Genomic DNA, 12,611 nt, shown 5'->3' on the forward strand with positions numbered 1-12,611 from the left:
TTAGCGAGACGGGGCGGCGTAGCGGGCTTCCAGGCGCTGGCTCAGCAGCGACAGCGGCCAGCACAGCGCGAAATAGATCGCGGCGACGATGCCGAAGACGAGGAAGGGCTGGAAGGTGGCGTTGTTGACGATCTGGCCGGCGCGGGTCAGCTCGACGAAGCCGATGATGGCGGCCAGCGAGGTGCCCTTGATCACCTGAACCAGATAGCCCACGGTCGGCGGCACCGCGACCTTCACCGCCTGCGGCAGGATCACGTAGCGCATCAGGCCGGGATAGCGCAGGCCGAGCGAAGAGGCCGCCTCCCACTGGCCGCGCGGCACCGACTGGATGCAGCCGCGCCAGATCTCGCCGAGGAAGGCGCTGGTGTTCAGAAGTCGAGACCGACCGCCGCGGCGACCCACGGGCTCATGTCGATGCCGATCACGGTGGCGCCGAAGAAGACGAGGAACAGCTGCATCAGCAGCGGCGTGCCCTGGAACAGCTGGATGTAGCCGGTGGCGAGCAGGCGCAGCGGCTTCACGTCCGACGTGCGGCCGAGCGCCACGAACAGCCCGACGATGCCGCCGCCGATGAAGGCGATGACCGACAGCATCAGCGTCCATTGCACGGCGCTGAGCAGGAACAGGAATTCGTTGTACCCGAAGGCGCGGATCATGGGATGGCCTCCTTCAGCGCCGATCGATGGAATAGGCGAAGGCCAGCCGGTAGATGCCGGCGAACAGGGCCGAGAACATCAGCGCCAGCACCAGATAGACCCCGGTCACGACGATGTAGATCTCGAAGCTGCGGAAGGTCTGCGACTGGATGTTGTTGGCGACCGACGTCAGCTCGTCAGCGGAGATGGCGGACACCACGCTGGAACTCAGCATCAGCAGGATGAACTGGCTGGTCAGCGCCGGATAGACCGTGCGCAGCGCCGGTTTCAGCACGATGTGGCGGAAGACCTGCAACGGCCTGAGGCCCAGCGCCAGCCCGGCCTCGATCTGGCCCTTGTGGATGGATTCGATGCCGGCGCGGATGATCTCGGTGGCGTAGGCGCCGACATTGACGACCATGGCGATCAGCGCCGCCATGTCCGGCGACAGCCGGAGCCCGATTGTCGGCAGCCCGAAGAAGATCAGGAAGATCTGCACCAGGAAGGGCGTGTTGCGGATGACCTCGATGTAGGCGTTGATCGCCCAGCGCACCGGCTTCGGCCCTGAGGTCTTGCCGAGCGCGCAGAGGATGGCGACCACCATGCCGATGGCCATGGCGCCGAACGACAGCCTGACGGTCAGCCATGCCCCGTCGAGCAGATAGTCCCAGGACGCGAACACCGCGTCGAATTGAAAATCATAGGTCACGGGCGTTCCTCCGCACCCGCGTCGCGCCGCCTTCCGGGAATTGCTTTCGGAAGGCTCGGCGTCGCACGGATTGCCTTTGTCCGCTCAGGTCTTGTCGTCCGGGATCATGCCCGGACCGCAGGACGCATCGCTGCGTTCCAACTGCCGACACACGCTAATTGGATCGATCCAAAAGCGCAATGGGAAATGAGGAGAGTCATGACAATTCGCATGGCAGATATTTGATGGCGCCTTGCGGGTTCGGAAACCTTCCGGCGGCACGCCGTGTTTTCACAGGCACGCAACCTGCCGCCAGCCTTGGGGAATCAACCCGACATGACCGCTGCCCCGACATGACCGCTGCAAACAACGCCGCCGCGGTGAGCAGTCTGGTGCCGGCCCGGATGGACCGGCTGCCCTGGGCGCGCTTCCACTGGATGGTGGTGGTCGGGCTGGGGGTGAGCTGGATCCTGGACGGCATCGAAATCCAGCTGATCTCGGCCTCCGGCTATAAGGAGAGCCTCGGCATGTCGAGCGCCGAGGTCGGGCTGGCCGGCACCATCTATCTGATGGGGCAGGTGGTCGGCGCGCTGGTCTTCGGCCGGCTGACCGACCGTTGGGGGCGCAAGCGGCTGTTCATCACCACGCTGGCGCTCTACCTGATCGCGTCCGGCATCGCCGGCTTCGCCTGGACGCCCTGGTTCCTCTATGTCTGGCGCTTCATCGCCGGGATGGGCATCGGCGGCGAATATGCCGCCGTCAACTCCGCCATCGACGAGCTGATCCCCGCGCGCTTCCGCGGCCGGGTCGACATCGCCGTCAACGGCACCTATTGGGCGGGTGCGATGATCGGTGCTGTCGGCAGCGTCTTCCTGCTCGACCATGCGCTGGTCCCGGAAAATCTCGGCTGGCGCATCGCCTTCTTCATCGGCCCGCTGCTGGGCCTGATCATCATCTATCTGCGCCGGCACATCCCGGAAAGCCCGCGCTGGATGGTCACCCATGGCAGGGAGGCGGAGGCCGAGCGCATCGTCGACGACATCGAGGCCAGCGTGCTGGGGCAGGGCAAGACGCTGGCGCCGGTCGATCCGAAGCGGGCCATGCACATCGTCCCGGAAGACTCGGTGTCCTACGCGCAGCTGGTCGACGTCTTCTTCCGGCAATACCCGACGCGCACCGTCCTCGGTGTGACGATGATGGTGACGCAGTCCTTCCTCTACAACGCGATCTTCTTCACCTACGCGCTGGTCCTGCAGAATTTCTACCATCTCGACCCGTCGCAGACGGCGCTCTATTTCTTCCCCTTCGCCGCCGGCAACCTGATCGGGCCGCTGCTGCTGGGGCCGCTGTTCGATACGGTGGGGCGGCGCCGGATGATCTTCGGCACCTATCTGCTGGCGGGATGCGTGCTGCTGGTCTCCGCCTTCCTGTTCCGCCAGGGGGTGCTGACCGCGAACACCCACACGATCTTCTGGTGCGTCTCCTTCTTCTTCGCCTCGGCCGGCGCCTCGTCGGCCTATCTGACGGTCAGCGAGATCTTCCCGCTGGAGGTCCGGGCGCAGGCGATCTCCTATTTCTTCGCCATCGCCCAGGTGGTGGGCTCCACCGGTCCGCTGCTGTTCGGCTGGCTGGTGGGGGAGGGGACGGAGCGCGACCCGCTGTTCTGGGGCTATGTGCTGGGATCGGTGGTGATGATGGCCGGCGGGGTGGTGGCGCTGATCTATGGCGTCGACGCCGAAGGCAAGGGGCTGGAGGACATCGCCGAACCGCTGACCAAGGCCGGCCGCGACCGCGGGGTGGGGGATACCGCGGCGGAGACGATTTGAAAGGCGGCGATTTGAGGTTTCCCTCCCCTTAGGCCGCCTTGGTCACCCTCGCGCATGCCCCGTTCAGGAAGAGACGCACGGCCTGCCGGACATAGCGGTCGAGGTCGGGGATGGCCGGCGCGCTCTGGGGCAGGATCAGGCGGCGGACCAGCAGGTTGCCGGTGACCATGCCCAGGAAGGCCTGTGCTGCGGCGGCCGGGTCGTCGATGCTGAGATCGCCGCTGTCCGACAGCCGTTGCAAGTAATCGGCCAGCCGGGCGATGGCGTTCTCCGGCCCGATGCGGAAGAAGGCTTCGGTGATGTCGGGCACGCGGTCGCCCTCCGCGATCAGGATGCGGACGGTGGCGGTCGTCTCCTCGTTCAGCAGCGCTTTCACCAAGTGCAGCGCGAAGGCGGTCAGCCCGGCTTCCGGCGTCACCCGCTCGTCAGCCTGGGCGGGGGCGAGGCCGGAGAGGATCATGGCGTTGTCCTCCTCCATGATCGCGCGGAACAGCCCCTCCTTGTCGCCGAAATGCTCGTAAAGCGTGGCCCGGGATCCGCCGGCGACAGAGATGATGTCGCTCAGCGTCGTCTTCTCGAAGCCCTTCTCGACGAACAGGCGCCGCGCCGCCGTCAGGATCGCCTGCCGGCGCGCCATGCCGCGCGGCCCGCAGGTGGCCGGCCCGCAAGGCGGCCCAGCCATCTGCACGGCGGATTGCCGCTGGCCGGAGCTGGGGCTGATCCGGGCCTTATGGCTGTTGGTCATCTCGCTTTTCCTTCCGGCCTGTCGGTTCCAGCCGGCCCGATTCCGAACACGCTCTCGAACAGGACCGCAGGGTCTTGCCGTATGGCTGTCGAGGATGACTTTCCATGTTCCAGCCCCATATCGGGCATTTGCGGAACCCCCTTGCGCGGTGCAGCATTCTGAATGTATCGTCTGGTACACTGTACTGTATGAGACAGTACTAAGCAACGGGGATGTGCCGGACCGCCTGACCCCGCAGCGTATAGCAGAGCGTGCAGCAGGGAGACGGGTCCGCCGACGTGCGGCGCCGAGACGAGGAAACAGATGTCCAGTTCCAAGCCATTCATGACGTTGGCCGCGGCGGCCTGCCTGATCGCGGTGCTCGCCGGCTGCAACCAGCAGAAGCAGGCCTCCGGCCAGCCCCAGGGTGCCGGCGGCCCCCCCGAGGTTTCGGTCGCCACCATCGAGCCGCAGCGCCTGCCGGTGACCACCGAGCTTCCGGGCCGCACCGCCCCCTACCGGGTGGCGGAAATCCGCCCGCAGGTCAGCGGCATCGTGCTGAAGCGCCTCTTCCGCGAGGGCAGCGAGGTCAAGGCGGGCGATCAGCTCTACCAGATCGACCCCGCCACCTACGAGGCGTCGCTGGCGAGCGCCCAGGCCGACGTGCAGAAGGCGGAGGCCAACCTCCAGGCCGCCCGCAACAAGGCGTCGCGCTATGGCGATCTGGTCAAGAACAGCGTGGTCAGCAAGCAGGACTTCGACGACGTCCAGGCCTCGCTGAAGCAGAACGAGGCGCAGGTCGCCTCGGCCAAGGCCGCCTACAACCTTGCCAGCATCAACCTGAACTACACCAAGGTCTTCGCCCCGATCTCCGGCCGCATCGGCAAGTCGGCGGTGACGGAAGGCGCGCTGGTCACCTCCAACCAGGCGACGGCGCTCGCCACCATCCAGCAGTTCGACCCGATCTATGTCGACGTGACGCAGACCGCCTCGCAACTGATGAAGCTGCGCGAGGACATGGAAACCGGCCGCATCCGCCCGGCCGAACCCGGCAAGATCCCGGTGACGCTGTTCCTGAACAGCAACGCCAGCGGCGACGACACCGCCTATCCGGCGAAGGGCGAGCTGCAATTCGCCGACGTGACGGTGGATTCCGGCACCAGCTCGGTCCAGCTGCGCGCGGTCTTCCCCAACCCGAACAAGCAGCTGCTGCCCGGCCTGTTCGTCCGCGCCCGCGTCGAGCAGGGGGTGGCGGAGAACGCCATCACCGTGCCGCAGGCCGCGGTGGCCCGGTCGCCGGACGGTTCCGCCCGCGTCTGGGTGGTGGGCGCCGACAACAAGGCGAACCCGCGCACCATCAAGACCGAACGCCCGGTCGGCAATGTCTGGCTGGTGTCGGACGGGCTGGCCCCTGGCGAGCGCGTGGTGGTGGAAGGGCTGCAAAAGCTGAAGCCGGGTGCCGAGGTGAAGCCGGTGCCTGCCCAGAACGCGCTGGCCGCATTGCCTGAAAAGGCCGCCTCGGCCCGCTGATCCCAGGAACCGTCCCCATGTCGAAATTCTTCATCGACCGCCCGGTCTTCGCCTGGGTCATCGCCATCGTCATCATGATGGCGGGTGCGCTGGCGATCCTGCGGCTGCCCGTCGAGCAATATCCGAAGATCGCACCGCCGACGGTGTCGATTACCGCCAGCTATCCCGGCGCCTCGGCCAAGACGCTGGAGGACACGGTCACCCAGGTCATCGAACAGAAGATGACCGGGCTCGACCATTTCCGCTACATGTCCTCCAACAGCGACTCCTCCGGCAACGTCACCATCACCCTGACCTTCGAGCCGGAGGCCAACCCCGACATCGCCCAGGTCCAGGTCCAGAACAAGCTGCAGCTGGCGACGCCGCTGCTGCCGCAGGAGGTCCAGCAGCGCGGCATCCAGGTGTCGAAGGCCGGCAACGATTTCCTGCTGGTGGTCGGCTTCGTGTCCAGCGACGGGCGCCTCAGCCAGGGCGACATCGCTGACTACGTCACCTCCAACCTTCAGGACACGCTGAGCCGCGTCGAAGGTGTGGGCGACATCACCGTCTTCGGGCCGCAGCATGCCATGCGCATCTGGCTCGACCCCGACGCGCTGAACAACTTCGCGCTGACCACCACCGACGTCTCCAACGCGATCAAGACCCAGAACGCCCAGGTCTCTGCCGGCCAGCTCGGCGGCGCCCCGGCGGTCCAGGGCCAGCAGATCAACGCCACCATCAGCGCCCAGTCGCGGCTCCAGACGCCGGAGCAGTTCGGCGCCATCCTGCTGCGGGTGAACCCCGACGGGTCGCAGGTGCGGCTGCGCGACGTGGCGCGGATCGAGATCGGCTCCGAGACCTACGAGATCAACGCCGCCTACAACGGCAAGCCGGCGGCCGGCGTCGGCATCAAGCTGGCGACCGGCGCCAACGCGCTCAACACCGCCGCCGCGGTCAAGGCGCGGGTGGCGGAACTCCAGCCCTTCTTCCCGGCCGGCATCGAGGTCATCTACCCCTACGACACGACGCCCTTCGTCCAGCTGTCGATCCATGAGGTGATCAAGACGCTGTTCGAGGCCATCGTCCTCGTCTTCGTCGTGATGTACCTGTTCCTCCAAAACTTCCGCGCGACGCTGATCCCGACCATCGCGGTGCCGGTGGTGCTGCTCGGCACCTTCGGGGTGATGTCGGCCTTCGGCTTCTCAATCAACGTGCTGACGATGTTCGGCATGGTGCTGGCGATCGGCCTGCTGGTCGACGACGCCATCGTCGTGGTGGAGAATGTCGAGCGCGTGATGGGCGAGGAGGGGCTCCCCCCGCGCGAGGCGACGCGCAAGTCGATGGACCAGATCACCGGCGCGCTGGTCGGCATCGCGCTGGTGCTGTCGGCGGTGTTCGTGCCGATGGCCTTCTTCGGCGGCTCGGCCGGCGCCATCTACCGCCAGTTCTCGCTGACCATCGTGTCGGCGATGGCGCTGTCGGTGCTGGTCGCGCTGGTCCTGACCCCGGCGCTCTGCGCCACCCTGCTGAAGCCGGTCGCCAATCATGGAGAGGGACACGGCCATGCCCGCGGCGGCTTCTTCGGCCTGTTCAACCGCGGCTTCGACGCCGGCAGCCGGGTCTATGTCCGCGGCGTGCGCGGCGCGGTAAACCGGCTGGGCCGCTACTTCATCGCCTATGCGCTGATCCTGGGCGGGCTGGGCTACCTGTTCGTGCAGATGCCGTCCTCCTTCCTGCCGACGGAGGACCGCGGCCAGCTGTTCGTGCTGTGGTCGGCCCCGCCGAACGCCAGCTCCCAGCGCACGGCCGAGACCGCCAAGGCCGTCACCGCCTACATGCTGGAAAAGGAGAAGGACAGCGTCGAGGGTCTGTTCACCATCGTCGGCTTCAACTTCTCCGGCCGCGGCCAGAATGCCGGCATGGCCTTCGTCCGGCTGAAGGACTGGAGCGAGCGCACCCAGGCGTCGCAGAAGCCGCAGGCCATCGCCGGCCGGGTGATGGGGGCGATGTCGAAGCTGAAGGACGCGGTGCTCTTCTCCTTCCTGCCGCCGTCGGTTCCCGGCCTCGGCAACGCCACCGGCTTCGACCTTCAGCTGGTCGACCGCGGCGGGCTGGGCCATGACCGGCTGATGCAGGCGCGCAACCAGCTGCTGGGGGCTGCGGCGCAGAATCCGAAGCTGGTCGGCGTCCGTCCCAACGGTCTGGAGGACACCCCGCAGTTCAAGCTGGACATCGACCGCGAGAAGGCGAGCGCGCTCGGCCTGTCGCTCAGCGACATCAACACGACGCTGTCGGCGGCCTGGGGCTCGTCCTACGTCAACGACTTCATCGACCAGGGCCGGGTGAAGAAGGTCTATCTCCAGGCCGACGCGCCCTACCGCATGCAGCCCAGCGACATCGACCGCTGGTATGTGCGCAACGCCAGCGGCCAGATGGTCCCCTTCTCCGCCTTCACCACGGCGCAGTGGATCTACGGCTCGCCGAAGCTGGAGCGCTACAACGGCTCCTCGTCGCTGAACATCCAGGGATCGGCCGCACCGGGCATCAGCTCGGGCGAGGCGATGACCGAGATGGAGACGCTGATGCAGAAACTGCCGCCGGGCATCGGCTACGAGTGGACCGGCCTGTCCTACGAGGAGCGGCTCAGCGGCTCGCAGGCGCCGGCGCTCTACGCCCTGTCGATGATCATCGTCTTCCTCTGCCTGGCCGCCCTCTATGAGAGCTGGTCGGTGCCGGTGTCGGTCATCCTGGTGGTGCCGCTGGGCGTCATCGGCGCCGTTATCGCGGCGACGCTGCGCGGCCTGCCGAGCGACGTCTATTTCCAGGTCGGCCTGCTGACCACCATCGGCCTGTCGGCGAAGAACGCCATCCTGATCGTGGAGTTCGCCAAGGCGCTATACGACCAGGGGATGGAGTTGAAGGAAGCCGCGGCGGAGGCCTGCCGTCAGCGCCTGCGCCCCATCATCATGACCTCGATGGCCTTCATCCTCGGCGTGCTGCCGCTGGCGATCAGCACCGGCGCCGGGTCGGAAAGCCAGAACGCCATCGGCGTCGGCGTGATGGGCGGCATGATCTCCGCCACCGTGCTGGCGGTGCTGTTCGTGCCGGTCTTCTTCGTCGCCGTCTACCGCCTGTTCGTCCGCAGGCGGCCGGGCCATGGCGCCATGCCGCAGCCGGCGGCGGGGGACTGAGGCGGCGAGATCCCCCTCTCTTCCCTGAGTTCCCTCTCCCCCCGGGGAGAGGGGATCTCCATCTCGACCCGCTTCGCTTCCGTCAGCAGCGTGTCCAGCACATCGACCAGATGGTCGATGCGGTAGGGTTTCGGCAGCACCATCACCCCGGTTGCCCGCGCGACCTCCTCGCTGTAGCCGGTCGCCAGAACGACGGGCAGATCGGGCCGGAGCCTCTGCGCGCTCCGCGCCAGATCGACGCCGCTCAGGATGCCGGGCATCACCACGTCGCTGAACAGCAGGTCGAAGCCGCCGGCCTCCAGCAGGGGCAGCGCCTCGTCGGCGGTGGCGGCACGGGTGATGGTGAAGCCGGCATCCTCCAGCGCCGTCGCCACGGTCAGCGCGACGATGGGGTCGTCCTCCACCACCAGCACATGGCCGCCGACCCGGCTGGCGCCGGCCTCCGCCGCCGCCGGTTCCGCCGCCGTCGCCGGGGCGGTGCCGGACCGGCGGATCAGCAGGCCGATGGTGGTGCCGCGCCCTTCCTCGCTCTCGATCCAGACGGTGCCGCCGGAGTGGCGGGCGAAGCCGTAGACCTGCGACAGCCCCAGCCCGCTGCCCTTGCCGATCTCCTTGGTGGTGAAGAAGGGGTCGAAGGCGCGGGCCTGCACTTCGGCCGGCATGCCGGTGCCGGTGTCGCTCACCGTCAGCCGCACGAATTCCCCCGACAGCCCGGTCGGCGCCTGCGGATCGCCGTGCGTCAGGGTGACGTTGGCCGCCCGGATCGACAGCATGCCGCCGTCCGGCATCGCATCGCGCGCGTTGACCACCAGGTTCAGCAGGGCCAGTTCCAACTGCGTCGCATCGACCTCGACCGGCCAAAGCCCGGCGGCGAAATCCACCTCCAGCCGGATGTCGGCGCGCAGGGCCCGGTTCAGCAGTTCCGACATGCCGAGCACGCGGTCGCGCAGATCGACCGTCTCCGGCCGCAGGGCCTGCCGGCGGGCGAAGGCCATCAGCTGCTGCACCAGCTTTGCGCCGCGGTCCACCGCCTGCCGGCCGGCATCGACCAGCGGCTGGATGCGCGTGCCCTCCGCCCGCTTCTCGATCATGTGCAGGCAGCCGGACAGCGCCTGGAGCAGGTTGTTGAAGTCGTGGGCGACACCGCCGGTCATCTGGCCCAGCGCCTCGGTCTTCTGCGTCTGCAACAGCGCGATCTGGACGCGCTCGCGCTCCGCCACCTCCTCGGCCACGCGGGCCTCCAGCGTGGCGTTGAGCTGTTGCAGCTCCTCCTCGGCCCGCTTCGCCTCGGTGACGTCGCTGCCCTCGACGAACAGGCCGGTGACGCGGCCGTCCTCGTCCTTGATCGGTTGATAGACGAAGGTGAGGAAACGTTCCTCCAGCGGCTCGCCCGGCCGGCGCTGGATGCGGACCGGCAGATTGCGCCCGACGAAGGTCTCGCCGCTGGCATAGACGCGGTCGAGCAGCTCGAAGAATCCCTGCCCATCGACCTCCGGCAGAGCCTCGCGGGCGGTGCGGTCCAGCAGATCGCGGTTGCCGACCAATTGCAGATAGGTGTCGTTCGCCAACTCGAAGACATGGTCCGGGCCGCGCAGCACGCACATGAAGCCCGGCGCCTGCCGGAACAGGGTGCGCAGCCGCTCCCCCTCCGCCGCCAGCCGGGCGTTGGCCGCCTCCACCGCGGCGCGTTCGCGGATCAGCGCCGCGTTGGCGGCCCGCAAGGCCGACTCGGCAAGGGCGCGCTCGACCGCGGCCCAGGTCCGTTCGGCCACATCCTCCGCCAGGGCGGCATCGGTCTCGGTCCAATGGCGCGCCTTGCCTTCGTGCAGGTAGAGGATGGCGGTCAGCTGTCCCGCCTTCAGCAGCGGCACGACCAGCAGCGCCTGCGCCCCGATCCCGGCGAAGGCCGCCGCCGGCCCGCTTCCGCGGGTGCGGGGATCGGTGGCGACGTCGTCGACGCGCAGGGTGTAACCCGCCCGCAGCTCGGCGATCAGCGCCGGGCCGAAGCTGTCGAGCGGCCGCGACTGGCCGGCGAGGCTTTCAACCCCGCTGTCGCTCCAGTCCCGGTCCACCGAAATCATGGCGCCGCCCGGATCGATCCGGCCATAGCCGGCCCGCGCCACCCGCAGATGGCGGCCGATGGCCTCGGCGGCGGCGGCGGTGATGCCGACTGGATCGTTCATTCCGCGCAGCTTCTCCGCCAGATCGAGCTGGAAGGTCAGCCGCCGTTCGGCCAGCACGCGGGCGGTGTTCTCGGTGCAGGCGCAGAACATGCCGGCGACATGGCCGGCCTCGTCGCGGACCGGGCTGTAGGAGAAGGTGAAATAGGTCTCCTCCCAATAGCCGTGCCGTTCCATGAACAGCTGCAGATCCTGGTGGTAGAACGCCTCGCCGGACAATGCCCGGGCCACAAGAGGGATCAGCTGATGCCAGGTCTCCGCCCACACCTCGGCAAAGGGGCGGCCAAGCGCCTCCGGCTTGTCGCCGAGGATCGGGCGGTAGCTGTCATTGTGGAGGAAGGTCAGTTCCGGCCCCCAGGCCGTGAACATCGGAAAGCTGGAGGTCAGCATCAGGTTGACGGTGGTGCGCAGCGATTGCGGCCAGTCTTCCGGCCGGCCGAGCGGTGTCGCCGACCAGTCCATCTCCCGCATCCGCCGGCCCATCTCGCCGCCGCCGGTAAAGACGTCCGGACCAATGCGGATCCCATTTTCCGTGCCGTCGGATGCGCGGCCGGGACCTGCGGATTGCCGCAGCCTTGCGGCATCCTGCCAGACCGGGTCGGCCATCATGCGACCGATTTTGCAGCCGCAGCGGTACGGCAACGGTGAGCATAAATTAGAGGAAACATAATAATCCCTGCCCAGATCATGGCGCAAGAATAGGCAATTGCAACAGGGGTGGCAATCGGCACCCTATAACCATTTGGGAGTAGTTGAGCTGAATCCTCATGCGCGCGCGACTTTCGCAGCTCTGCTGATGTTTTCGAGATCATCGCAGCCGATAGCCGTTTCTTGGTCCGGTTGGAAGTTTGTCGGGCGATTGCGCAGCGTGCGCTGCTTTTTGGAGAATGCCTGTGGGTCCGTTTCAACTCTCCGCCATATTGCTGACTCTGGCGGCGATCTTCGGTCTCATCAATCACAGGTGGCTCAGGCTGCCCGGCACCATTTCGCTGTTCTTCCAGGGGCTGGCTCTGACGCTGCTGGTGAGCGGCATCGACGCGGTGGGCTCCAGCCTGGGCGTGGGCGATTGGCTGCGCGGTCTGATCGACCAGATCAGCCTGCCGGCGATCCTGCTCGACGGCATTCTCAGCCTGCTGCTCTACACCGCCGCGGTGAACGAGGATCTGTGCGCCCTGCTGAAGCGGAAATGGACGGTTCTGGCGCTGGCGACGGTGAGCGTCCTTCTGTTCACCGGCCTGATGGGGGTGGGGCTGCACGTCCTGTTTCCGCTGGTCGGGATCGAGGTCCCGCTGATCTGGTGCCTGGTGCTGGGAGCGGCGGTGGCGCCGACCGATCCGGTGGCGGTGCATGGCATCCTGGGGCGGTTGCCGGTTCCGGACACGCTGCGGTCGGTGATTTCCGGCGAAAGCCTGTTCAACGACGGCGCCGGTGTGGTGCTCTTCGTCACGCTGCTCCACCTCGCGACCGGCAGCGAGCAGGACCTGACGGTGGGGGAGGCCGCGCTGGACTTCCTGAAAGAGGCGGTGGGCGGGGCGGCGCTGGGCTTCGTCTGCGGCTGGATCGCCTATCGGGCGAAGCGGCGGGTCGACGAGAGCGCGGTGGAGCTGACCATTTCGCTGGCGCTGGTGCTCGGCACCTATTCGCTGGCCAGCCTGCTCGGCCTGTCCGGCCCCATCGCCGTCGTGGTCGCAGGATTGCTGATCGGCTCCACGACCGGGCGTCATGTGCGCAGCGACGAGAGTCGGCGCGACCTGCAGGTGGTCTGGAGGATGATCGATGCCGTGCTGAACTCGCTGCTGTTCCTGCTGGTGGGGCTGGAGGCGACGGTGGCGATCTCCTGGACGGGGCCATTGCTGCT

The 12,611-nt window shown here is 67.4% G+C and carries 9 protein-coding genes (1 of these 9 cut by a window edge); 4 read left to right on the plus strand and 5 right to left on the minus strand.

Annotated elements, in window-relative coordinates:
• From ACWPN3_RS14175 to ACWPN3_RS14185, 3 genes are read right to left on the minus strand one after another with little or no spacing between them, the layout of a single operon-like run.
• Positions 1 to 402 (minus strand): amino acid ABC transporter permease, encoded by a 402-nt coding sequence (locus ACWPN3_RS14175; protein WP_492261499.1) that lies wholly within the window; start codon positions 400 to 402, stop codon positions 1 to 3.
• The gene (locus ACWPN3_RS14180) at positions 369 to 656 is read right to left on the minus strand and encodes an ABC transporter permease subunit (protein ID WP_492261500.1); all 288 of its coding nucleotides are present in this window, start codon (positions 654 to 656) and stop codon (positions 369 to 371) included. The genes ACWPN3_RS14175 and ACWPN3_RS14180 overlap by 34 nt, the downstream gene beginning before the upstream one ends.
• A 13-nt stretch (positions 657 to 669) precedes the next feature.
• Complete coding sequence (locus ACWPN3_RS14185) at positions 670 to 1,344, minus strand: amino acid ABC transporter permease (RefSeq protein WP_492239478.1); 675 nt, start codon at positions 1,342 to 1,344, stop codon at positions 670 to 672.
• 332 nt (positions 1,345 to 1,676) lie between these two features.
• Here ACWPN3_RS14185 and ACWPN3_RS14190 point away from each other — a divergent pair, with 332 nt between their 5' ends.
• Positions 1,677 to 3,149, plus strand: a complete 1,473-nt coding sequence (locus tag ACWPN3_RS14190) for an MFS transporter (RefSeq protein WP_492239476.1) — start codon at positions 1,677 to 1,679, stop codon at positions 3,147 to 3,149.
• A gap of 28 nt (positions 3,150 to 3,177) precedes the next feature.
• On the opposite strand, the gene ACWPN3_RS14195 is transcribed toward ACWPN3_RS14190, so the two are convergent.
• Positions 3,178 to 3,894, minus strand: a complete 717-nt coding sequence (locus ACWPN3_RS14195; RefSeq protein WP_247872990.1) for a TetR/AcrR family transcriptional regulator — start codon at positions 3,892 to 3,894, stop codon at positions 3,178 to 3,180.
• A gap of 303 nt (positions 3,895 to 4,197) precedes the next feature.
• Here ACWPN3_RS14195 and ACWPN3_RS14200 point away from each other — a divergent pair, with 303 nt between their 5' ends.
• Entirely contained in the window at positions 4,198 to 5,403 is a 1,206-nt protein-coding gene (locus ACWPN3_RS14200) for an efflux RND transporter periplasmic adaptor subunit (protein WP_109446634.1), read from the plus strand.
• 17 nt (positions 5,404 to 5,420) lie between these two features.
• Positions 5,421 to 8,573 (plus strand): efflux RND transporter permease subunit, encoded by a 3,153-nt coding sequence (locus ACWPN3_RS14205; protein ID WP_109446636.1) that lies wholly within the window; start codon positions 5,421 to 5,423, stop codon positions 8,571 to 8,573.
• On the opposite strand, the gene ACWPN3_RS14210 is transcribed toward ACWPN3_RS14205, so the two are convergent.
• Positions 8,507 to 11,362, minus strand: a complete 2,856-nt coding sequence (locus ACWPN3_RS14210) for a PAS domain-containing protein (protein ID WP_492261501.1) — start codon at positions 11,360 to 11,362, stop codon at positions 8,507 to 8,509. The two genes, ACWPN3_RS14205 and ACWPN3_RS14210, sit on opposite strands and share 67 nt — an antisense overlap.
• A 284-nt stretch (positions 11,363 to 11,646) precedes the next feature.
• On the opposite strand from ACWPN3_RS14210, the gene ACWPN3_RS14215 reads away from it, so the two are divergent.
• Positions 11,647 to 12,611, plus strand: partial view of a cation:proton antiporter gene (locus ACWPN3_RS14215; RefSeq protein WP_492239473.1) — the 5' portion only. 292 nt of this gene lie beyond the right edge of the window; only the first 965 of its 1,257 coding nucleotides appear in the window; its start codon is at positions 11,647 to 11,649; the stop codon falls past the right edge of the window.

The sequence above is a fragment of the Azospirillum sp. UENF 111221 genome (genome assembly GCF_058780625.1).

Bases quoted from the DNA above. Each gene is read 5' to 3' on its own strand.
- ACWPN3_RS14180 (WP_492261500.1), bottom strand. From the start codon at position 656: ATGATCCGCGCCTTCGGGTACAACGAATTCCTGTTCCTGCTCAGCGCC.
- ACWPN3_RS14190 (WP_492239476.1), top strand. From the start codon at position 1,677: ATGACCGCTGCAAACAACGCCGCCGCGGTGAGCAGTCTGGTGCCGGCC.
- ACWPN3_RS14195 (WP_247872990.1), bottom strand. From the start codon at position 3,894: ATGACCAACAGCCATAAGGCCCGGATCAGCCCCAGCTCCGGCCAGCGG.
- ACWPN3_RS14200 (WP_109446634.1), top strand. From the start codon at position 4,198: ATGTCCAGTTCCAAGCCATTCATGACGTTGGCCGCGGCGGCCTGCCTG.
- ACWPN3_RS14205 (WP_109446636.1), top strand. From the start codon at position 5,421: ATGTCGAAATTCTTCATCGACCGCCCGGTCTTCGCCTGGGTCATCGCC.
- ACWPN3_RS14210 (WP_492261501.1), bottom strand. From the start codon at position 11,362: ATGATGGCCGACCCGGTCTGGCAGGATGCCGCAAGGCTGCGGCAATCC.